Origin of the sequence: Polynucleobacter sp. P1-05-14, assembly GCF_018881675.1 — a bacterium.
In the GTDB taxonomy this organism is placed as follows: domain Bacteria; phylum Pseudomonadota; class Gammaproteobacteria; order Burkholderiales; family Burkholderiaceae; genus Polynucleobacter.
The window spans coordinates 213,535-234,791 of record NZ_JACVPV010000029.1 but is presented as its reverse complement, the minus strand read 5'-3'; the positions used below and the strand labels follow the sequence as shown (position 1 = coordinate 234,791).

19 protein-coding genes and 1 other RNA gene are annotated in these 21,257 nt (G+C 46.4%); 12 read left to right on the top strand and 8 right to left on the bottom strand.

Annotated elements, in window-relative coordinates; translation table 11 throughout:
• Positions 1-46 precede the first annotated feature (46 nt).
• Complete coding sequence (locus ICN37_RS09615; protein ID WP_216157067.1) at positions 47-3,013, top strand: PD-(D/E)XK nuclease family protein; 2,967 nt, start codon at positions 47-49, stop codon at positions 3,011-3,013.
• On the top strand, positions 3,010-6,543 hold the full coding sequence (locus ICN37_RS09610) for a UvrD-helicase domain-containing protein (protein ID WP_370623838.1): 3,534 nt from the start codon (positions 3,010-3,012) through the stop codon (positions 6,541-6,543). The genes ICN37_RS09615 and ICN37_RS09610 overlap by 4 nt, the downstream gene beginning before the upstream one ends.
• 4 nt (positions 6,544-6,547) lie before the next feature.
• On the opposite strand, the gene ICN37_RS09605 is transcribed toward ICN37_RS09610, so the two are convergent.
• Both ICN37_RS09605 and ICN37_RS09600 read right to left on the bottom strand, forming a co-directional pair.
• Positions 6,548-6,895 (bottom strand): BrnA antitoxin family protein, encoded by a 348-nt coding sequence (locus ICN37_RS09605; protein WP_216157064.1) that lies wholly within the window; start codon positions 6,893-6,895, stop codon positions 6,548-6,550.
• The gene (locus ICN37_RS09600) at positions 6,876-7,148 is read right to left on the bottom strand and encodes a BrnT family toxin (protein ID WP_370623845.1); all 273 of its coding nucleotides are present in this window, start codon (positions 7,146-7,148) and stop codon (positions 6,876-6,878) included. The genes ICN37_RS09605 and ICN37_RS09600 overlap by 20 nt, the downstream gene beginning before the upstream one ends.
• 225 nt (positions 7,149-7,373) lie before the next feature.
• On the opposite strand from ICN37_RS09600, the gene ICN37_RS09595 reads away from it, so the two are divergent.
• Complete coding sequence (locus tag ICN37_RS09595) at positions 7,374-8,186, top strand: tol-pal system YbgF family protein (protein WP_255538511.1); 813 nt, start codon at positions 7,374-7,376, stop codon at positions 8,184-8,186.
• A gap of 28 nt (positions 8,187-8,214) precedes the next feature.
• Complete coding sequence (locus ICN37_RS09590; protein WP_216157061.1) at positions 8,215-8,718, top strand: DUF1993 family protein; 504 nt, start codon at positions 8,215-8,217, stop codon at positions 8,716-8,718.
• Between the two features lie 207 nt (positions 8,719-8,925).
• On the opposite strand, the gene ICN37_RS09585 is transcribed toward ICN37_RS09590, so the two are convergent.
• Both ICN37_RS09585 and ICN37_RS09580 read right to left on the bottom strand, forming a co-directional pair.
• Entirely contained in the window at positions 8,926-9,888 is a 963-nt protein-coding gene (locus tag ICN37_RS09585) for a tripartite tricarboxylate transporter substrate binding protein (protein ID WP_216157058.1), read from the bottom strand.
• On the bottom strand, positions 9,885-10,952 hold the full coding sequence (locus tag ICN37_RS09580; RefSeq protein ID WP_216157055.1) for a tartrate dehydrogenase: 1,068 nt from the start codon (positions 10,950-10,952) through the stop codon (positions 9,885-9,887). Before ICN37_RS09580 ends, ICN37_RS09585 begins: the two co-directional genes overlap by 4 nt.
• Before the next feature lie 228 nt (positions 10,953-11,180).
• Here ICN37_RS09580 and ICN37_RS09575 point away from each other — a divergent pair, with 228 nt between their 5' ends.
• The 3 genes from ICN37_RS09575 (at position 11,181) to ICN37_RS09565 (ending at position 13,277) form a co-directional block, all read left to right on the top strand.
• The gene (locus ICN37_RS09575; RefSeq protein ID WP_216121920.1) at positions 11,181-11,672 is read left to right on the top strand and encodes a LexA family transcriptional regulator; all 492 of its coding nucleotides are present in this window, start codon (positions 11,181-11,183) and stop codon (positions 11,670-11,672) included.
• A gap of 1 nt (position 11,673) precedes the next feature.
• Positions 11,674-12,990 (top strand): Y-family DNA polymerase, encoded by a 1,317-nt coding sequence (locus tag ICN37_RS09570; RefSeq protein WP_255538510.1) that lies wholly within the window; start codon positions 11,674-11,676, stop codon positions 12,988-12,990.
• A 143-nt stretch (positions 12,991-13,133) separates the two neighbouring features.
• The gene (locus tag ICN37_RS09565; protein ID WP_216157050.1) at positions 13,134-13,277 is read left to right on the top strand and encodes a hypothetical protein; all 144 of its coding nucleotides are present in this window, start codon (positions 13,134-13,136) and stop codon (positions 13,275-13,277) included.
• Positions 13,278-13,371: 94 nt separating this feature from the next.
• On the opposite strand, the gene ICN37_RS09560 is transcribed toward ICN37_RS09565, so the two are convergent.
• The 4 genes from ICN37_RS09560 to ffs all read right to left on the bottom strand — a co-directional run bounded on the left by ICN37_RS09560 (position 13,372) and on the right by ffs (position 15,171).
• Positions 13,372-13,659 carry a helix-turn-helix domain-containing protein gene (locus ICN37_RS09560; RefSeq protein ID WP_216157047.1) on the bottom strand — a complete coding sequence of 96 codons (288 nt, stop codon included), beginning with the start codon at positions 13,657-13,659 and terminating at the stop codon, positions 13,372-13,374.
• Positions 13,656-14,003 (bottom strand): type II toxin-antitoxin system RelE/ParE family toxin, encoded by a 348-nt coding sequence (locus ICN37_RS09555; protein ID WP_216157044.1) that lies wholly within the window; start codon positions 14,001-14,003, stop codon positions 13,656-13,658. Before ICN37_RS09555 ends, ICN37_RS09560 begins: the two co-directional genes overlap by 4 nt.
• Positions 14,004-14,119: 116 nt before the next feature.
• Positions 14,120-14,779 carry a putative quorum-sensing-regulated virulence factor gene (locus ICN37_RS09550; protein WP_216157040.1) on the bottom strand — a complete coding sequence of 220 codons (660 nt, stop codon included), beginning with the start codon at positions 14,777-14,779 and terminating at the stop codon, positions 14,120-14,122.
• Positions 14,780-15,072: 293 nt separating this feature from the next.
• Positions 15,073-15,171, bottom strand: an RNA gene (gene ffs / locus ICN37_RS09545) — signal recognition particle sRNA small type.
• 32 nt (positions 15,172-15,203) lie between these two features.
• Between ffs and dnaX the strand changes: the two genes are divergently transcribed.
• The 5 genes from dnaX (at position 15,204) to ICN37_RS09520 (ending at position 21,251) form a co-directional block, all read left to right on the top strand.
• The gene (gene dnaX, locus ICN37_RS09540; RefSeq protein WP_216157036.1) at positions 15,204-16,865 is read left to right on the top strand and encodes a DNA polymerase III subunit gamma/tau; all 1,662 of its coding nucleotides are present in this window, start codon (positions 15,204-15,206) and stop codon (positions 16,863-16,865) included.
• A 52-nt stretch (positions 16,866-16,917) separates the two neighbouring features.
• A complete protein-coding gene (locus tag ICN37_RS09535; RefSeq protein WP_215359808.1) occupies positions 16,918-17,241 on the top strand; it encodes a YbaB/EbfC family nucleoid-associated protein in 324 nt (107 codons plus the stop codon).
• A 33-nt stretch (positions 17,242-17,274) separates the two neighbouring features.
• Positions 17,275-17,889, top strand: coding sequence for a recombination mediator RecR (recR, locus tag ICN37_RS09530; RefSeq protein WP_072582157.1), 615 nt, complete (start codon positions 17,275-17,277; stop codon positions 17,887-17,889).
• Between the two features lie 243 nt (positions 17,890-18,132).
• Positions 18,133-19,548, top strand: a complete 1,416-nt coding sequence (locus ICN37_RS09525) for a carbohydrate porin (RefSeq protein ID WP_072582158.1) — start codon at positions 18,133-18,135, stop codon at positions 19,546-19,548.
• A 185-nt stretch (positions 19,549-19,733) separates the two neighbouring features.
• Positions 19,734-21,251, top strand: coding sequence for a TolC family protein (locus ICN37_RS09520; RefSeq protein WP_216157033.1), 1,518 nt, complete (start codon positions 19,734-19,736; stop codon positions 21,249-21,251).
• The last annotated feature ends 6 nt before the right edge of the window (positions 21,252-21,257 follow it).

The following is a 21,257-nucleotide window of genomic DNA, read 5'->3' as shown; positions in this document are numbered from 1 at the left end:
GCAATAAGCGGAACGTTCTGCTCAAAATAGATAAATTACTCCATTCATGTCCCAGCCTTTCCCAGTTCTTTCTGACCAAAAGCAAGTACAACGGTGGGCGATTACGCCCAATAGCCAAGCGCTTGCTCAATTGGCAAAAGGGATTTGGGATTGTGCAGTGCAAACCAATCAGCGTCCGCTAGTGGTTCTGAGTACTGCGGGACCATTAATCGGGGTTAGAGCAGCCCTTGAATTAAACCGACCTAAAGATCTTCCTAGCAACATCGCATTCTTGCCTCAAGTCATCAGCTTTACAGATTGGCTGGAAGCTGCGCCAGGGGCATGGAAATTTCCAAAGAAGCAAAGTGATTTAGAGAGGTGGTTGGGGGTCTATGCCACTTTGCGCAAACACAAAGATTTGCAGTCATGGTTTAAAGCGGAAACGGAATCTGGTGCGTGGGGTCTAGCACAAGCAATCGTTAAAGCATGTGACACCTTATCAACTGCAGTGAGTCCACAACTACAAAAACAGATTCATGAATTCATTCAAGATAATCGGAGTCTACAAAGCAATCTCGGAGAGATATATCTGAGTCAAGCGCAAGGTTTGCTCGATAGTACCGTTGCTAAAGTCTATGCGGGAATGGCGCGTAAGGTGGTTGATCAAGAGACCAAGGTCTTGCTCACATTTTGGCGTTACACCGCGAGCGTGAGTGATCCAGCATTTCGTAATCAGTTTGCAATGGCGGCTTATCTTGAAGCTGCTAAGAATGCAAATCCCGCAAGACCTCTGATTTGGGTGGAGACTGCTGATCCAACCCCCATCGATCAAGATATCATCGGAACTCTGCTGGCCGAGTATGCCCAACATGCACCTGCGGTAGAGGCAAGGATGAGTTGGGGTGATGTGGGCTTATGGGCAGAGGCTATTGGTACTAGTGATGCGCAGGCAGGGGCGCTCAGAAATGTCAAACAAGCCCATAGCAGGGGTTGGCGCCTGGTTGCAGCTAAACGCTTTGAAGAGCTTGCGTGGGCTGCTGCCAAAACAATAGAGCAGCATCTGATTGATGGCAAAACTCAGTTGGCGCTTGTTGCGCAAGATCGCTTGGTGGCCAGAAGGGTGCGTGCACTGCTTTCGCGATTAGGTCCAGCACTCAACATTCGAGATGAAACTGGTTGGAAGTTATCTACAACGCGCGCCGCAGCTGCACTCAATAGTTGGCTAGAAATTATTAAGGCGCCAAAAGATGGGCCTAGCGCAAAAAACTTGCTTGAGTTTTTGCAGAATCCTTTTTTAGATCTTGGAAAGCTTTTGAATCGAGATGCAGAAGCTTGTATTGGACTGATTGCAGAGCTTGAAGACATCCTGGTTGGTAGCAGGGCAGAGTCTGGTTGGAAAACTTTTTATCTAGCCATCGAGGGTGCACAAGAAAATGCTGCAAAAACATCTAGCGCATTACCCAGTGCTGCATTATTTGAGTTACTACAGTTTGTCAGAGAGCGCCATCATGAGTGGTTAACACTCAAGGTGGATTGCAGCAAAGCGTATGCTCACCTGCAGGCGAATCTCCAGGCGACTGGCATGGTTCACAGCCTTGAGAAAGATTCAGCCGGTAAGCAATTGCTAGATGTCCTCAAGACATTTGATTTAAGTAAGACGCAGTATCAGGAGGCGCCTATTCGCCTGAGTGAATGGCTCAGTTTGCTTAAAACCGTCATTGAGGGCGCTAGTTATCAAGAGGCCGGCAAAGAGGCTAAAGCGACGCTGAGTATTTTGCCGCTGAGTTCTACGCGGATGCGTGACTTCGAGGCGGTAGTGGTAGTGGGTTGCGACGAACAACAGTTACCAGCGTATTCCGAGCCACCATTATTTTTTTCAGATGCACTAAATCAGCTATTGAAGACCTCGACGATTGCAATGCAGTTTGTACAGCAGGCTAGGGATCTCTCGCAGCTACTGGTGTCGTGCACCAATGTCGATTTACTTTGGCAAAGTAAAAGCAATAATGGGGAGCCGCTGAGACCTTCCGCTTGGATACAGCGTTTGCAAAATCAAATTGAGTGGGAGGCGAAAACAACTCAATTGAGCAGGCGCGCTTTTGAAGCTGCACCAATGAAGATGGCGGTTGCACATTTTGAAGAAGATCTACCTATGCCGCTATCGATGAGCCCCAGCGCCTATAAGGCTCTGCGGGATTGCCCATATCGCTATTACGTCCGCAGCCTGCTAGGTTTACGCAAGAATAATGAGTTTGATGAGGGCTTTGACGCTTCGTTAGCAGGACAGACATTGCATAAACTGCTCAAGCGTTTCTACCAAGCACTCAAAACCCAAGAACATACTAATTCTGCGCTGAAAACCAATTCAGATCAAAGACGTGCTTGGATGGAACAAGTCTTAAGCGTGTATTCGGAGCAAGAGTTTGCCTCTTTGATTGAGGGTGACGCAAGAGTGATGGGCGCGTTGAGGGATTGGCAAAAACAAATCCCTAGTTTTGTAGATTGGCAGTTGCAACGTGAGTTAGCGGGTTGGCAATATTTCGATGGCGAAGTCAAAGTTGGCTTTGATTTGCCATTTAAGGATGTAGATGGCAATCCCAAGATCATTCGTATTGAAGGTTATGCCGATCGTTATGACGTCAATGTAGATAACAACAAGCTTGCCTCAGTGATTGACTACAAAAATCAACGTTTTGAGAGAGTTACAGTAAGGGCTGAGCATATTCTGGATGACCCACAGCTATTGATCTATGCACGTGCCGCCAATGAGGGGCAAGAGAGCCATAAGCTAACTGGACATCGGGTGCAGCAAGCGGAGTGGGTAGCCTTGAAGGCGGATATCTCTAAGGGCGAGCAAAAAGCACTGCGTAGCCAAGAGGTAGTTGATATGCCAGAAATGATGCAACAGTTTTCTGAGCAAATTACAGAAGATATAGAGCAGCTTTGGGCTAAAAAGCCCATGCAAGCATTTGCTCCAGAGGGAGTTTGCCAATACTGCGAAGCAAGAGGCATTTGCAGGAAGGGGATTTGGTGAGTGATCAGATGAATGTGTTGCCAAAGAAGCAGCCCTATTCAGAGAGGCTTGCTTGTGATCCACAGCGCTCGGTCATTGTGTCGGCTTGCGCAGGAAGCGGCAAGACCTGGTTATTGGTGGCGCGGATGGTGCGACTATTGCTTGATGATGTGAAGCCACAAGAGATCCTCGCATTAACGTTTACACGCAAAGCAGCGCAAGAAATGCGTGACCGGCTATATGGATTGCTTGAACAATTTTCCAAAAGTGATGACGTCTCTTTGATGAAAGAGCTAACCGCTCGGGGCATGGAAAAAGAGCGGGCTGAAAAATACCTGCCCAAGGCTAAAGCACTTTATGAGCAGGTACTGGCAAACCCACAACCGATTGTGATTGAAACCTTTCATGGTTGGTTTGGCAGGCTGCTGGGCGCGGCTCCAGTATCTATGGGCATTCAGCCTGGGTTTAAGCTGCGTGAAGATGCTAAGCGGTTGCAAGAGGAGTGTCTTGATGATTGGTGGGGTGATCTCACTCCAGAATTGAAAGCGCATTACGATGTTTTACTGAAGTATTTGGGCTCACATGAGGCCCAAAAACTCTTAATGGGTAAAAGTAGTCTCTTTAAACAAAGAGGTGCATGGACTTTTTTTGCAAAGCAATGCATTCAAACGGACATCACTCCAATAGATCGCCTAAAGCAATCCCTAAATAAACTGAATCTACCCAATCCCCTACTAGCTCAGTGGAATGCACCTAATGCGCTAGCAGACTTACAGTTTTTAGCGCGCTGTTTTGAAAATAGCAGCGTAAAAGATGGTGATCTTCTGAAATACTTGCTTCCTGCAATCGCCTGCAAAGAGAATGCTGGCGATGTAATGGAGGTTGCGGTTAATTTTCAAACCACCTTCTTAACCAAAGAACCAAAATATCGTAGCAATAACGACAAGGCTTTAGGTGAGGCGAAAAAATATCTTGAGAGGATAGGTGAGGCTCATCGTATTGATGAGCACATTGCCATTAAGCAGAATTGGGGTCATGCTTTTGAGGAATATCTGCTATGGCAAGCAGAGCAGGATATCTTTGTAATCAATGAAGCCTGGTTTGCTCTCAATCAATCCATGATGGCGCATGCCAGCGCTCAAAAAGAAAATATGCGTGTGCGTGATTTCGATGACCTAGAGCTTGGCGTCAGTTTGCTCATGGGCGATGCCGCTAATGCCGCCTACCTCCAGTCACGCTTAGATGCTAGATACAAGCAAATCTTGGTTGATGAGTTCCAAGATACTAATCCGTTGCAATGGCAAATTCTGCGAGCCTGGTTAGCGGGCTATAGCGAGGGTGATGAGAGGCCAAAAGTCTTTATTGTGGGGGATCCCAAACAGTCGATTTATCGCTTCCGTCGCGCTGATCCAAGATTATTTGTAAGTGCAGCCCAGTTTTTGCATCAATACCATGCTGCCGCTTATATTGAGCAGGACAAAACGCGCCGTAATGCAGGTGAAATCAATAAAGCGGTAAATGCAATCTTTCGGGGTGAGCAAGTTCCCCCTGATTACCCATACTCAGAACAGCAAACGCTTTGGGCTGCTCCTGATGAGGGCAAACCCACCGACGTTTATGCCCAACAAGGCGAGATTTATTTACTACTGCTGATTCCTTATGTGGAGCAGACTCAAGAGTTACGAGAAGGCAGCGCTTTTGATCGTGCCATTGCGGATTCAAGTGAAACTATTGGAGTGATTCAGCGCCAGCATGAGGGTGAGTTAGTGGCGCGCCTCATTCAAGAAGTAGTTGCAACCCGAAAAGTTGCTGACAAAGAGGGCGGCAAGGAAATTTGGCGAGACGCCAGAGCAAGCGATTTTTTGTTACTCGTCAAGCGGCGTAAATACCTGCCTCAATACGAAAGGGCTTTGCGTGATTTGAAGCTTGCTTATGAGAGTCCTCGTCTAGGTGGCTTGCTCAATACTCTTGAGGTAGATGACCTGATTGCCTTGCTTACTGTACTGGTGACTCCTCGTCACGACCTACCATTGGCGCAGGTTCTCAGAACCCCAATTTTTGGTTTTACAGAAAAACAAATGCAGCAATTGGCGGTGGCGATGACGTCTGGCCATTACCGCTCCTGGTGGGATGCATTACAAGACAGTGGGGATGCCAAGCTACAAGTAGCTGCGCGTTATTTAAAGCATTGGCATCTTTTAGGTGAGCGCTTGCCGGTTCATGACCTGCTTGATCGTATTTACCAAGAGGGTGATGTGCGCCTGAAATACGCTACAGTATGTCAGGACCTGGATCGACCCCAGGTCTTGGCAAATTTAGATGCATTCTTAGAGGTGGCGCTCAATCAAGACGGAGGTCAGTATCCAAGCTTGAGTCGCTTTATTCAGGAAATTAACATTAAGCGCCGCGGGGATGACGATGAAACTCCCGATGAAGGTGATGTAGATGCGGCAAGTGATGAGAACTTGGCTGATGTAGATGAAGAGAGTGAGATGTCAGAAGAGGATCGCCATAAGCGTGTGCGCTTGATGACTATTCATGGTGCCAAGGGCTTGGAATCACCCTTTGTCATTATTCTCGATGCAAATAATACCGATACCAATGTGGATTACAGTGGAGTATTGATAGACTGGTCTTCGCAAGAAGAGGGGCCATCGCATCTATCGCTGTTTACATCCAAAACATTGACAAGCCCACGTAGCGAAATCAATGAAGCAGAGAAGCAAATTGGTGAAAAAGAAAACTGGAACTTGCTCTATGTTGCAATGACCCGTGCGCAACAAGGTTTATGGATTAGTGGTGATGCTCAAAAACCAACTGCCAACAATCCTAGTGGCTTAGATAAAGCCTCTTGGTATGGGAAGGCGAGCAATGCAGGGTTGACTGTATATCAGGTCAATCATCAGGCTGCAGTCACAGAAGAGACTGAGGCTATAAAATCTAGTAAAGAAAACGCGATCGAGGATTTTGTCTTGGACTGGAATCCCGCGCAAGAAAGTCATATACAAATGCTGTCTGATATTGAAAGCGGCGTCACAGTTGAAGTATTTGCAGGCGAGGACGAGCGAGTAGAAGATCCCGACCCAGAAATTTTGGAAGAAGGTACGAACTTCCATAAATTGCTCGAGTTCCTCACCCCAGATTCCAGCAATGAAACAAGGCCACCCATGCCAAGCGAGCAAGAGCTGATGAATTGGCTGGGGGTAGATGAGGAGCATGCAAAAACGCTGATCGCTCGGACAAAAACAGTACTAGAGGCTCCCGAACTTAAGCGCTATCTTGCCTCAGGCGAATGGCTGCAAGCTTGGAATGAGCTCGATATCGCTAGTGAAGAGGGTAAGAGCTATCGCATGGATCGTTTGGTAGAGCTTGATGATCATTTGGCCATCATCGATTACAAACTCACTATCCCAGAGGTGGGTAGCGAGAAATATGAAAAGTACCGCAAGCAATTGCAGGGCTACCAAGCTGAACTCGCACGCATCAGAAAAGATAAGCCAAACAAGGCTTATTTGATTTCATCAAAAGGTGAGATGGTAGAAGTGAAGTAGGGTGTTAAGCAGCTACCTTGAATTTATTGGCGATCAAGGTTCCCTTGTTTAACTTCTTTTCAACCATCAAAATGGATTTAGATTCTCTTTTTACTTCGCCAAGCACTTGGTTGATAAATGTTTGCCAACCTTCACCTTTAGATTTATAAAAATCTAAAACATCCTTATCAATCCTTAGAGTAACTTGTTCTTTAATTCCGCTACCCACAGGTCTTCCCCTGCCGCAAACGACTCTGTGTTTAATCGCATTCCACTCTTCTTCCGTGATAGGCGGGTTATCGGGGTCAGATAAGGCGGCCTTAGTAATTGCGGCATCCTCTTCGGCACTCAGTCTAATTAGCTTCTTCTTCATAGATTTTCATCTCACGGTTATTTGCTTTTCTTAAACTAATAATTCTCATCGCTATTTTTGACTCTAAATAAATCACGCAATACAGGCGTTCATTCATTAACACCAAAGCAATCCGTCTTTCTTCACCGCAATTCTTTCTTTCATCGATCCAGCTAAAGGCTGTATCCCAATCAAGTATCTTTGCATCTGAGAGCGGAAGGCCATGTTTTACAAGGTTTGAGTCATTTTTTACCGAATCATAGGTGAATTTTATCGGAAATATTGTAGTTACGTTAAATCATAACATCAATGAATTAATATAACTACAAAAATTATGGGAATTTCAATCTAAAGAAGAGGGTAGCAAGGGGTGTGAAGGGGGTGGTCATACCCTTGAATTTCCCGTAAAAGCCCCCATATAGATCATGAATAGCAAAAATGTCTAAACTGGCGATAATGAAATTCCCAGCAAAACATTTCACGAGGAGTCATGATGAAAATGGGTAATTTACTCAAGTTGTTTGTTGGTCTATTCGCAAGCGCGCTATTACTAACGAGTCATCTTGCTTTTGCAGAAGCTACTTTGCCCGAGGTCTATCAAGCAATTGAATCTGGGCAATTGGCAAAAGCGGATGCCATGATGCAAGAGGTCTTGAAAAATCATCCTAATAGCGGCAAGGCACATTACATGGCTTCTGAGCTTTACCTCAAAGAAGGTAAGTTAGATGCTGCAAGAAGCGCTTTTGTACAAGCAGAAAATCTGGCACCAGGTTTACCATTTGCTCAACCTGATTCTGTACAAAGGCTCCAAGCGCAATTACGTGCAGGTACAGCACCAGGCAACGTTAATACTAATGCAGGTGCAAGCTCCATCTTAACTAGCCCAGTTTTTTGGATCTTGATTGCCATCTTGGTTGCGGGCGTAATCTTCTTTATGAGGAAGCGCCAGCAGCCAGTGGAGGTTTATAACGCGCTGACTGCAAATGGACCATATCCAGGGGTACCAGGAGCGCCTGGCACCTATCCGCCTAGTTACCCAGGCGCACCAGCATCTGGCATGGGCGGTGGTTTAATGGGCAGCTTAGCGACTGGTGCAGCACTCGGTGCTGGTATGGTTGCTGGTGAAGCTTTGGCAAGTCATTTAATGGGCGGTAATCAACGCCCAAATCCAAACCTCAATAACGACTTTAACCAAGTAGGCGGTCAAGCACCAGATGCTGCCAACTTTGGCGTCAATGATGCAAGCTCTTGGGATGATGGTGGTTCGAGCTCTTGGGATGATGGCGGTGGTGATTTTATGAGCGACGTGTAAGAATAACTAAGAAGGTGGAGAGAGCACTATGGCAATTTCAATGTATCAAGCATCAATTCCGCAACTCACAAAGATGCTCACCAATCTTTCGAATATCCTCAAAAAGGGTGAAGCATTTGCGAGTGCTAAGGGTCTCGATAGCAAAGCATTGGTGGAAGGCCGTCTTGCCCCAGATATGTTTCCACTATCCAAGCAAGTTCAAATTGCTTGTGATCAAGTGAAAAATGGCATGGCGCGTCTGGCCGGTGTTGAGCCACTGAAATTTGAAGATAACGAAACTACTTTTGACCAGCTACAAGACCGTATCGCTAAAACCATTACTTTTGCCAATAGTCTCAAGCCAGAGCAGGTTGATGGCACTGAAGCAAAAGAAATTAAGTTCTCAATTAAAGAGTGGAACTTTGAGTTTGTTGGCGAGCAATATCTGCTGACCTGGATCATCCCTAATTTTTATTTCCATATCACTACGGCTTATGACATCCTGCGCCATAACGGGGTAGAGGTTGGCAAGTCCGATTACCTGGGTGGCTAAATAGCCCTTACAATATAGTCATGGAATATTTTTCACAAATCGTTGCGACTGTAAGCCCTTGGCTCTTCCGAGCCAGTGTTTACCTATCCAATGCTTTTCTAGACGATCCGGCAATTCTCGCTTTTGCTTTTTGCTAGAGCGGAAAGCAAGCATCCAATAAAAAACCACCGAACATGCGGTGGTTTTTTATTTAAGAAAGTTAAAGCCTTACTTAATCATCCCTGCATTCTTGGCATCATCCATGGCTTGAGCCGTTTTCTCTTTCATGAATGCCGGCATCTTTGCCAATGGAATATCCACAATCACAAAGCCAGCATCTTCCAATTTCTTTTTAGTCTCGGGATCGGCATTGAGCTGTGCGAAGTAGTCAGACATCTTTTGCTGCAATACCAGCGGGGTTGCTTTGGGCACGGCAACGCCACGATAGGCGCCGTCTACCCAGTTCAATCCCAGTTCTTTAAAGGTTGGCACGTCTGGTAGAGCGGGATTACGTTTCTCGGTAGCGATTGCCAGTGTGCGCACCTTACCTTTTTGCTGAATAGCCAAAGGTAGATAACCCATCGCGCCATCAACGTGCATCCCAATCAAGGCGGTAATCAAATCACCCGTACCTTTAAAGGGAACGTAAGTAATTTTGACGCCAGCCAGTTTATTGAGGCGCTCGACTGCCATGTGGTTGGCTGAGAACTGTGCAGATCCAGCAAGCGTCATCTTGCCAGGATCTTTTTTGGCGGCCGCAATAAATTCTTGATAGGTCTTGTAGGGACTATCTGCAGACACCATCAAAGCATCAGGGGTGAAGTGGTAGTAGTAGATCGCATTAATATCTTCGGTCTTGTACTGAATCCCCTCCTGTAGCGGCTGCAAGATAGTGTGGGGGATATTCACGCCCACTACCGTTGTACCGTCAGCGGGATAGGTATTCATAGTGCTCCATACCAATGCGCCACCAGCACCAGCGCGGTTCATAACCACCATCGGCTGCTTGAATTTCTTAGCTGAGATGTCGGCTTGATAGCGCGCTACTAAATCAGACTCGCCAGCAGCAGGGAAGGGGATGATGTACTGAATGGTTCTATCGGGGAAAGGTTGAGCATGCGCGCCAGATAGCAAGCCAAGTGAGACTAGGCCAATACTCAGCAATCTACTTAGTAATTTAAATAGCTTCATTTAGAAATCTCCTCAATGACTGCATTAGTAACATCACTCATCATGGCCGTGCCGCCTAAATCACGAGTATGTAACTTTGGATTGGCTGTCACTTTTTCAATGGCTGCCATTAACTTTGCACCGAGCGCTTTTTCACCCAGGAAGTCGAGCATCATCACTGCTGACCAGAAGGTGCCAATTGGATTGGCAAGACCTTTGCCCATAATGTCAAAAGCAGAACCATGAATCGGCTCAAACATGGATGGATAGCGACGCTCTGGATCCAGATTGGCAGTTGGTGCAATACCTAGGCTACCGGCTAATGCAGCTGCCAAATCACTGAGTACGTCTGCATGTAAGTTAGTAGCAACGATGGTGTCTAAAGATTCTGGGCGATTGACCATGCGCGCAGTAGCGGCATCAACCAATTCTTTATCCCAGGTGACATCCGGAAAGTCTTTGGCAACGATATTGGCGATCTCGTCCCACATCACCATGCCATGGCGCTGAGCATTAGATTTAGTGATGACTGTGAGGTGCTTGCGAGGGCGTGACTGCGCGAGCTTAAAGGCGAAGCGCTGTACGCGCTCAACGCCAACGCGAGTCATGATGCTCATATCAGAGGCAACCTCAATGGGATGGCCTTGATGGGCTCTACCGCCTACACCAGAGTATTCGCCTTCAGAGTTCTCGCGCACGATGACCCAGTCGAGTTGACCTGGTTTGCAATTACGTAGTGGTGTTTCGATGCCAGGAAGAATGCGCGTAGGACGCACGTTTGCGTATTGATCAAAGCCTTGGCAGATTTTGAGACGCAAGCCCCATAAAGTAATGTGATCCGGAATCTTGGGGTCGCCAGCAGAGCCGAACAAGATGGCGTCTTTAGAACGCAAGGGCTCAAGACCATCCTCGGGCATCATGATGCCGTGCTTACGGTAATAATCACCACCCCAATCAAATTGCTCGAATGCAAAAGCGACTTCAGGATATTTTTTGCTTAAGGCATTTAATACCTTCTCGCACTCCGGGATGACTTCTTTGCCAATGCCGTCGCCTGGGACGGACGCAATCTTATACGTCTTCATATGTCTCCTACTGTTCTTTTTATATGAGCTACTGGATCACTTGCACAGTAACTTCTGGGATCATTATGCAATTCCTTAGGGGGTAATATGAGTAGGGTCAACTCGGGGTTTATGACTAGTGAGGTCGAGAAAAAGGAGGGGGCGGGAGGGGGCTCATAGCCCCAAAACAACAAAAATAAGGCCATTTTTGCGGTTTTTACATATACTGTATAAACATACAGTATATTAATGACTATGACGCAAGTAATGAACCCCGCAAAAGTAACCCTGAGTCAGGCGCCACAAGCCTTGGCAGGCCATTTTGCTGCCTATGAGCTCAAGCTCCTAAGCCATCGGATGTCAGCTGGATTCCCTAGTCCAGCGGCAGATTACGCCGAAGACGGCCTCGATCTGAATCATTACCTCGTCCAGAACAAGCCAGCCACCTTCATGTTTACCGTGAAGGGGGATTCCATGCTGGGCGCGGGGATTTGCGATGGCGATAAGGTCGTTGTTGATAAAGCCCTTAAGCCAAAACATAAAGACATCGTGGTTGCCGTAGTGGATAGCGAGTACACCATCAAGCGCCTTTATCAGTTGCGCGGCCGTATTGAGCTCCAGCCAGAAAACCAAAACTATCAACCCATTACCTTTAATGAAGGCAGCGAGCTGCAAATCTGGGGTGTAGTGGTTGGGGTAGTGCGTAAGTACAGCAATGCCAGTGGCAGAAATGGGAAGTGAGATGAACTCCAATTCACAAACTACACCAACTCCACTTTTTGCACTCGTGGACGTAAACAACTTCTACGTTTCTTGTGAGCGTGTATTTCAGCCCAAGTTGGAAGAAGTGCCGATGGTCGTGTTATCTAATAACGATGGCTGCGCTGTAGCGCGTAGTGCTGAAGTCAAAGCGCTTGGCGTGAAGATGGGAACACCTTGGTTTCAGATGAAGGACTTGGCCAAGCAGCATGGTATTCAGGCTTACTCGTCTAATTACACCTTGTATGGCGACATGAGTAGTCGTGTAGTTGAGGTGCTGAGAGCATTCACGCCAAACCTAGAGGTTTACAGCATCGACGAGAGCTTTTTACAAATCGAGACAGCCTTAAAACAATATCAAGACACGATTGAATTAGGTCAAAAGATCAAACAGGAAGTGAAAGATACCACCGGCTTGCCAGTCTGCGTGGGTATTGGTGCCAGCAAAACCTTAGCTAAGTTAGCCAATCACTTGGCTAAGAAACATAAGCAGTTCGTTGGCGTATGTGATGTCAACGGTATGGCAAAAGAAGAGCTCTACCAGTGGATGAGCGAGACTGAGGTGGGCGAGGTCTGGGGTGTTGGTAAACAAATCGCCAAGAAAATCAAAGCCCAAAACATTCAGAGCGTATTTGATCTTTTGCAAGCCTCACCACAAGCTATGCGTCAACAGTTTGGCGTAGTGATGGAGCGCCTCTGTTATGAACTGCGTGGCACATCTTGTTTGCAACTAGAAGAAGTAGCGCCAGCCAAACAACAAATTATTGCCTCACGCAGTTTTGGTAAGTTGGTGACTAGCCAGGTAGAGCTTGCGGAATCGGTTGCCACTCACGTAGCGCGTGCTGCTGAAAAGCTCAGAACCCAAAATAGCACTACGGGCGCGCTCACCGTATTTATCCAGACTAATCCGTTTAAGCAAAATGAGCCACAGTATCACCAAAGCGTCACGATTCCATTGGCGGATCCAACGGATAACACGCTGACCTTAACCAATGCAGCATTGGCAGGCCTCAAGCAAATCTATCAAGCGAACTTCCGTTACAAGAAGGCGGGCGTCATTCTCAATCTGATTAGCGACAAGCCAACAGCTCAGCAATCCTTGTTTGAGGATATCGAGACTAAAGGTAAGTCTGCTCATTTGATGAAAGCGGTAGATGAGATCAACACGCGTTTTGGCAATGCATTCATCAGATCTGCAGCCGCAGGAACCAATGGCACTAAAGAAGAGTGGCAGATGAGATCAAACAATCGGTCGCCGAACTACACCACGAGGTGGGATGAGTTGCCCATCGCACGATAAAAAACATGAAATATTTAAATAAAAAACCACAATTTTTTACAAGCTCATTTTGTGAGCTTTAAGTCAATTATTCTGAATTCGTAGCAGTAGATAAGCGGTAAAAAATAGATAGCAAAAGCCAAATAGCAAAAGAGGAGAAACAAATGAACACAATTAGCAACTTGATGAACAACTTTAATGGCATCTCATTGGCAGTGATCATGATCCTGTCTTATTGCGCAGTGTTGAAAAACACCAAGCGTCATGATGCTGAAACAAAACAGATCTTTAATCGTAGATATCAGTAAAAAATATCGGCGGTAGTAGTTAATGAAAAAAGCAGCAGGAAGCAAAAGTAGGGGGGAATAAGGAAATCACGGATTCCTTATTCCCTTGCTCTTTTTAGGCGGCCTTTAGTTCAAACTTAATTCTCTTTCCTAGGACAGTTGCTGCACTGGCTAAGGTAATTAAAGTAAGGCTAGTGTCGGTTTCATTAAGAAGACGATTTAAAGCAGCACGACTAGTGTGCATTTTTTTAGCCATAGAAGTCTTCGTAATTTGCTGTTTCTCCATCTCACTTTCAATTTGCCAGGCAATGACACGTTTTACTGCTACGGCAGTAGAGTGCTCAAGCAGTGATTCATCTTTTAAGAATTCATCAAAATTACTACCAATATGTTTCTTTTTCATAATCCTCTCCTTAACTGCTTTACTCTAGTTCTTGCTAAATCTAAATCAGGCTTTGGTGTCTTTTGTTGTTTCTTGATGAATCCATGAATCAGTATCGTGGCACTGCCATCCAGCACAAATAGAACTCTGGCAATGCCATTGGATAGCTTGCTGCGAGCCTCCCAAAGTTCGCCATCAATATGCCTTACTAGGGGCATGCCAAGGGGCCAGCCAAATTGAATAGTTTTTATATCTTCGCCCATTACTTTTTTATCCCTAGGGGTTAGTAGTCGGAGCCATTGCCTAACGGGTTCGTTATTTGATTCTGTCTTAAAAAAGTACACATCTAGGATTGGGGTTTTCATCCGTATAGCGTACCAATAATGGTACATATATTACATCAGAAATTACTGAAAAGCTTGTAGGGGGCTTTAATAAAAAAACAGTAAGGGTTGGATCAACCTAAGCAAGAAAGCTAAGACTACTTAGCTTCTAGAGCTTTGCGTAAAAACTCGGAGACATTATCTTGGCGAAGCATCCATTGCTTATAGTCAGTGGGAACTTGGCTAATGGGCTCGCCCTTATGTTTGCCAAAAGGCATGATCGTTGGAATCCTGGCCTTCTCAGACATTTCCCATAGGGCATCTAAAGAGACTGGGTGTAGCTTATCAATAATTTGCCCAACAATCTTGGAGCAAATCCATACGTCAGCTAATGCGCTATGCGCATTGCGTAATTGGTCCCTAGCTGTATCGCGTTCGAAGAAGTAGAGCAGAGCACTTTGAGTGTGACTATCAAGCTCAGGCCATAGACTGCGTGCAAGAGCAAGGGTGCAGATACGCTTTACTTCAGGCTTGCCAATCGCAACCCAGTCAAAATCAATGTTGTGCCCAATCAGGTATTTGGTGCCAGTAGGTAATCTAAAAGAACTACTCGCCGGGCAATTGACCAGCTCTTCGTCCATGATGTGATGAGTAGCAAGTGCACCCAAGCTAATAGGCTTGCCGGGGTTATAGCGCTGCACCCAAGGATTACCCACTTCAAATGGCTTCAGGGAGGTGACATCTAATGAAGCAGCTTCAATAATGACGGCATCGTTCTTATCAGTTGCTTCTACATCGAAAATAATGGCTTGGGACATAAGGGCTTTGTTGGTATTGAATGGATCTATTGTGCCCTGAGTATCAATCTGCTTACATCTTAATCATCCTAATTGCCTATGCATTGTGATCCTGGGGTTCTACGCTCAATCTTTATATATAGAGGAGGGCTTGCTTTGCGAGTTTCTATTGAGTGTTCCCATAAGCACCTGCAGTTATTCAGAATCTCGCTGGATGCACGAACTGTTCTGGTTTTGCTAATTATCTGGATAATTTGGGGGATTTTTAGGATTCTGAAGATCTTCTGAATAACTGTTTTTGATGGGGGGTAAGGGTGGATGAGCCAAACCCCCGGCACTGGCAGAAATTGGGTTTGGCTGCTTCGTTCCCGACCTGACCAGGTTATCCAACCCACCATGCGGGGAGGCCCATCCAATTCCATTTTAGCTTGTTAGAATGTAAGACATGACAGCATTGGCATTAGCCCGTTCGTGGCGCCCCAAAACCTTCTCTGAATTAGTCGGCCAAGACCATGTGGTTAAGGCCTTAACCCATGCTTTGGATCAGGGTCGTCTGCACCACGCATGGCTCTTTACGGGTACCCGTGGAGTAGGTAAGACCACGATTGCCCGAATTATGGCTAAAGCCCTCAATTGCACGGGGTCTGATGGTTCCGGCAAGATGACTTCAGAGCCTTGCGGAAAATGCCCAGCTTGCATGGAAATCGATGCTGGTCGCTTTGTTGACTATATAGAGATGGATGCTGCAAGTAATCGTGGCGTTGACGATATTGCTGCCCTCCTAGAAAAGGCAGCTTACGCACCCAGCAATGCGCGCTACAAGGTCTACATGATTGACGAGGTGCATATGCTCACCAATCATGCCTTCAATGCCATGCTTAAAACCTTGGAAGAGCCGCCAGAGCACGTCAAATTTATTCTAGCTACTACCGATCCACAAAAGATCCCAGTTACCATTCTGTCTCGTTGCTTGCAGTTCAACCTCAAGCAAATGCCAGTACCGCTCATTGTTGAACATTTAGAAAAAGTGCTCGCTGCTGAGAAGGTGGAGTGCGAAGTCAATGCCTTACGTGTTCTCGCCAAGGCGGCTCAAGGTTCAATGCGTGATGCTTTGTCGCTAACCGATCAGGCCATTGCCTATGCGGCTGGCAGAGTTAGCGAAGAATCCGTACGCGGCATGCTTGGCACATTAGATGATGCTTATCTCATCCGTATTTTAGATTGCTTGATTGCTAAAGATGGTGCAAGCCTTCTTGCAGTCGCAAACGAAATGGGTGAGCGCAGCATGTCTTTCTCATTGGCGTTGCAAGATCTCTCTAGTCTGTTGCAAAAAATTGCAGCAGCCCAAGTCGTTCCAGAATCCGTTTTAGAAGATTGGCCAGAAGCAGGCGAGATTTGTCGCTTGGCAGGCCAGCTCACAAAAGAAGAGGCGCAACTCTTCTATCAAATCACGATTACAAGTCGTCCAGATTTATCGCTGGCACCGGATGAGCAAACTGGCTTTGCCATGACCCTATTACGTATGTTGGCGTTCCGTCCCGGAGGCAATAGCGGCGGAGGAAGTAATTCTTCTCCAGCACCGTCATCTCCATCGGCTCCAACAGTCAATACTGCTCGTCCAATAGCGTCTGCACCAGCACCTGCTGCTAGAGCAGCTGCGCCTGCCGCTCCAGTGTCTACACCGTCAGCACCAGCTGCACAAATTTCCGTGGCCAGTTCTGCCGAGCGTCCTGATTGGCATGCCTTGATGCGTCAGTTACCCGTTAAAGGGATGGTGCAGCAGTTAGCATTTCAGACAGAGTTGCAAGATTGGAATGATTCAGCTTCTGGGGTGCGTGCAACTATCCTCACGCCGATGCCGCAGTTAGCTTCAGAAGCTTCTGTTGGTCGTTTGGCTGATGCGCTTACAACTCACTTTGGCAAGCCCGTCAAGATCGTAATTGAAAAGGGCGAAGTAGAAGGTAAGACAGTGGCCAAGGTGGATGCCCAGATTCATCAAGAGAAAAGAATGAATGCGGAGCAAATGATTGCTGCCGATCCATTTATTCAGCAATTAGAAAAAGAGTTTGGTGCCAAGGTAGTTGGCGGTTCTGTGAAACCTCTTTAATTCAATATCAATATTCATAAATCACAATTAATACCACTAAGGAAATAAAGCGATGATGAAAGGTGGACTTGCTGGCCTCATGAAACAGGCTCAGCAGATGCAAGAGAAGATGAAGACTGCGCAAGCCGAGTTGGCTGCGTTGGAAGTAACTGGTCAAGCTGCCGGTGGCTTGGTAAAAGTAACTGTCTCTGGCAAATACGAACTCAAACGTGTGCAGATTGATCCAGGCGCCATGGATGATCGTGAGATGTTGGAAGACCTCATCGTGACTGCTTACACAGAAGCATTCAAACAGGTGGAAGCGGCAAGTGCCCAGATGATGTCTGGCGCCACTGCTGGCATGCCAATGCCCCCTGGCTTTAAGTTACCGTTCTAATTCAATTTTGTTAAATACGAACCTGAATATTTAATGGCGCGCATAGAAGCACCTCAAGATGCACTCGGTCGATTGATCGAGGCATTACGCGTTCTGCCTGGGGTAGGCCCCAAGTCAGCGCAGCGCATGGCGTTCTATTTATTGCAGCATGACCGTAATGGTGCGGCAGTACTCGCTCAATCATTGGGTGAGGCAGTTGAAACAGTAGGGCACTGCGCGCGTTGTAATACTTTTTCAGAAACTCAGGTTTGCGGTACTTGTTCCGATGGTCGCCGTGATCCTTCTTTGCTTTGCATAGTAGAAACGCCTGCTGACCAAGTGATGGTGGAGCAGACGCTCAGTTTTAAAGGTAACTACTTTGTATTGATGGGTCGTCTCTCACCACTCGATGGCATGGGTCCAAATGAAATCGGCTTTGATCGATTACTCAATCGCATTGAGACCCCTGATACTGGTGTGTCGATTCGGGAAGTGGTGCTGGCTACGAATTTCACGAGTGAAGGTGAGGCTACTGCTCATTACATTGGCGAGGTACTTAAAGCTAAAGGCATCAAAGTTACGCGTATTGCACGAGGCATCCCAGTAGGAGGAGAGCTTGAGTATGTGGATGCTGGCACCTTAGCTCGCGCCTTAATGGATCGCCGTTAATTCTTCTGATTGCTCCTTGAGTTGTTTTCAGGGCACACCCAAGACTAATGCGAGCCCAATCTATCAGTGATTCTTCCCTGATCTGTCATCTCTAGGACATAAAGACTAGGTAAATTGCCTCTTTTTGGGGATAATTTGGGCTGCGCCGCCCTTGGGCTTCAATCCCAGGCCGTGAGTGCACTGATTTTTCCTTCAATCTGTTGCCATAACCACTAGGTTCAGCAACCTCATCAGAAATCGTGAATGACCCGCAAGCTTTTGCTCATTCTCTTGTTAAGTTTTGTCACTGCTTCTGTGTACGCACAGCGGGCAGGGTCAGGCGCCGACCAAATTGCGAGTTTTGCAGAAGCAATTCAGGGATTGCCAACAGAAGGTGAGATCCTAGGGTTGCCTGTAAACGTACACGGTCAAACTACCTATATTAATCAGCGCTACAACGCATTCAATTCCCCTTATCAGGGGCAAAACAGTTTGCTACCCGATAAGTCGATGAGTTATACCTGGTCGGGGACGCTATTTTTTGGTGCACGTGTCGCCTCTGATACTGATATTTATTTCAATCCTGAAGTAGTTTCTGGGGTGCCTTTTTCTGGATTGACAGGTTTAGGTGGTCCTACCAATGGCGAGGCAACTCGCGCACAAGGTGCACAAGCCCACTTTTATTCTGCTCGCGCATTCTTGCGTCAAACGATTAACCAAGAGGGCGGTAAGGTCGAGTTAGAAAATGATGCCAACCAGATTGGTCAAACAGTCAGCAGCAATCGATTTGTGATTACTGCAGGACAGTTTTCTACATTAGATATTTTTGATGACAGTAGGTACGCTAAAGATCCCCGCGTGCAATTTATGAACTGGGGCAATATGACTTACCTATCTTATGACTACGCAGCCGATGCGCGCGGCTATAGCTGGGGCTTGGCGGGTGAGTGGTATCGTGATAATTGGGTCTTTAGAGCCTCACGTATGCTAGCTCCAAAAGACCCAAACGGGCGCGATCTGAACTGGCAAATTTTTAATTCTTACGGTGATCAGATTGAGGTAGAGCGTCAGCATAGTATTGGCAGCTTACCGGGTAAGGTCAGTGTCCTAGGTTACCGTAATCGCATGGTTATGGCACGATTTACTGACGCTACTAATTATTTGTTGGTGAATAATGCTCAGGGCACTCAAGCTATTGTCAATGTTCGCAATAGCGCTCAAGTCAAAACCGGTATTGGTTTAAATGCTGAACAAGCCTTGACCAAGGACATGGGTATATACATGCGGGCATTCACATCCGATGGCCATACAGAAACTATGGCTTTTGCAGAGGCCGACAGCTCTTTATCTGTTGGTATGGGGATTAATGGTGAGCGCTGGGGTAGGGCCAAAGATACGATAGGCCTATCTGCGATGCTCAATGGCATTTCATCTAATCGAAGAGCCTATTTACAAGCAGGAGGAATTTCCAATTTCATTGGTGACACCCCTTATCCTTACGCAGGTCCAAGTCAGTCTATTAGTTATAAGCCTGAACAAATTAGTGAGGTGTACTACAACGCTTTGGTGATTCAAAATGTCCTCTTGGGTCTCAACTATCAGCACATCATGAACCCAGCCTACAATGCTGCTCGCGGTCCTGTAAATGTTGTGTCTTTTAGGATTCATGCCGAGTTCTAAGAATTTTTAGACTCGATCCATAATTATTATCTTTAGAATCAATAACATAGAGAATTTTAATAATTCGACTTTTATCCTTTATCCCCTATAATCCTTAAAACCTCCAGAATCGCGTTTAAATTTGGTCGAAATCTGCATCTGGAGCTATAAAAACAGCATTTTTATTGATTTAGAGGCTGCCGCATTTGTTAATCCTTACACGCAAAATTAGCGCATTCAATGCTGCTCACTGCATCACTTCCTTGGTAGTTGCGACTTTTGCTTGCTCTGTGTTTGCGCAGTCCGCTACCAATGACATCACGCCGGCAAGTGTCAGCGTGCAAACAGGTGATACATCTTTAACTGCGCCTCCCTCAATTAGTGCTCAGCTGAGTGCTAAGGATAAGTCCTCAAAGGCTACGGAACTATTTGCACCAGTTACCAAACAAAATACCCCAAAGATTTATGTCAACAACGCATCAACTGGCTCATCAGAAATGGATTTACGCCAACTTTGGAGTGAGCTCAAACTCAATAATCCCCAGCTTGGCGCATTGCGTGAATCGTATTTATCGGCGAAAGCAACTGTGCCTCAAATTGCAGCACCAGCTAATCCACAGGTTGGTCTAGTGTGGTCCGGTATGCCGGCTAACTCCCCATTTGCATTAGGTGGTGCTAATGCACCATCTCAGCAATACCCCGGTGGAATTAGTAGTAATAACTCAATTTCGATTGCTCAGCCATTTCAGTTTCCTGGTAAAAAGAGTTTAGCTGCTGATATTGCCGATACCAATGCAGAGGCATTGCTGGCTCAATCTGAAGCAGCCTATTTGCAGTTAGGTGCACAGTTATCTACGCTGTATTACAGCGCGCTTGCTGCGCAAAAGCAGTTGCAAGTGCTAAAAGAGTCGGTGATTCGTTTGGAGATGATTAAGAATGTTGCGAAGGCTCGCTATGCGAATAATGCTGCTGCTTATGTTGAGTATTTAAATGCTCAAGTTGCTCAAAGTTCTGCAGAAGCAGATCAATTTAATTTAGAGCGCCAGCTACAAGTAGCGTTAAATAACATTAATACTTTAGTGGGGCGCCACTCACGTGAAAAGCTTATTCTCAAAGGCGATGTCCGCCGTTCGATGAATGCAATGCCAACCTTGATAGAGTTAGAGGATTACGCCGAATCTAGTCACCCAAGTCTAAAAGGATCTGCCCTCCAATTGGAGGCCGCTCGCAAAGGGGTGACCTTGGCGAAGAAGGCCTACTTGCCAGATTTCCAGGTGATTGGTTCTTCCTATACCCCTCGCGGACCATTTTCAGCCAATAATGGTGCCTTGTTTTACCAGTTAGAGTTAGACCTCATTATTCCTTTGTACTTTTTTACCAAGGAGAAATACGGGGTGGAACAAGCGATCCGCAATCAAGCTTCTGCTGAGGCAAGCGATATTTCTAATCGTCAACAGATCGTGCTGGCTGTGAACTCAGCTTACGCTTCTTATGAGCAAGCCAGAACTGCGGCAAACTTTCTCAGGGATAGGCAGGTACCTCAGGCTGATGCAGCATACAAGGTCGGATTAACTCAGTATTCCAATAATGGCCAAGGGTTCAATGATTTGTTAACAGCACAAACGCAATTACGCGGCTTGGAAATTCAGCTGGCTCTTGCGGAGAGTAATTTATTGCAAGCGCAAGCTGTTTTATTGGCTACGGCCGGTAAAGAACCTTTTTAAGGAGTT

Bases quoted from the DNA above. Each gene is read 5' to 3' on its own strand.
- ICN37_RS09615 (WP_216157067.1), top strand. From the start codon at position 47: ATGTCCCAGCCTTTCCCAGTTCTTTCTGACCAAAAGCAAGTACAACGG.
- ICN37_RS09605 (WP_216157064.1), bottom strand. From the start codon at position 6,895: ATGAAGAAGAAGCTAATTAGACTGAGTGCCGAAGAGGATGCCGCAATT.
- ICN37_RS09595 (WP_255538511.1), top strand. From the start codon at position 7,374: ATGGGTAATTTACTCAAGTTGTTTGTTGGTCTATTCGCAAGCGCGCTA.
- ICN37_RS09590 (WP_216157061.1), top strand. From the start codon at position 8,215: ATGGCAATTTCAATGTATCAAGCATCAATTCCGCAACTCACAAAGATG.
- ICN37_RS09585 (WP_216157058.1), bottom strand. From the start codon at position 9,888: ATGAAGCTATTTAAATTACTAAGTAGATTGCTGAGTATTGGCCTAGTC.
- ICN37_RS09580 (WP_216157055.1), bottom strand. From the start codon at position 10,952: ATGAAGACGTATAAGATTGCGTCCGTCCCAGGCGACGGCATTGGCAAA.
- ICN37_RS09575 (WP_216121920.1), top strand. From the start codon at position 11,181: ATGACTATGACGCAAGTAATGAACCCCGCAAAAGTAACCCTGAGTCAG.
- ICN37_RS09570 (WP_255538510.1), top strand. From the start codon at position 11,674: ATGAACTCCAATTCACAAACTACACCAACTCCACTTTTTGCACTCGTG.
- ICN37_RS09565 (WP_216157050.1), top strand. From the start codon at position 13,134: ATGAACACAATTAGCAACTTGATGAACAACTTTAATGGCATCTCATTG.
- ICN37_RS09560 (WP_216157047.1), bottom strand. From the start codon at position 13,659: ATGAAAAAGAAACATATTGGTAGTAATTTTGATGAATTCTTAAAAGAT.
- ICN37_RS09555 (WP_216157044.1), bottom strand. From the start codon at position 14,003: ATGAAAACCCCAATCCTAGATGTGTACTTTTTTAAGACAGAATCAAAT.
- ICN37_RS09550 (WP_216157040.1), bottom strand. From the start codon at position 14,779: ATGTCCCAAGCCATTATTTTCGATGTAGAAGCAACTGATAAGAACGAT.
- dnaX (WP_216157036.1), top strand. From the start codon at position 15,204: ATGACAGCATTGGCATTAGCCCGTTCGTGGCGCCCCAAAACCTTCTCT.
- ICN37_RS09535 (WP_215359808.1), top strand. From the start codon at position 16,918: ATGATGAAAGGTGGACTTGCTGGCCTCATGAAACAGGCTCAGCAGATG.
- recR (WP_072582157.1), top strand. From the start codon at position 17,275: ATGGCGCGCATAGAAGCACCTCAAGATGCACTCGGTCGATTGATCGAG.
- ICN37_RS09525 (WP_072582158.1), top strand. From the start codon at position 18,133: ATGACCCGCAAGCTTTTGCTCATTCTCTTGTTAAGTTTTGTCACTGCT.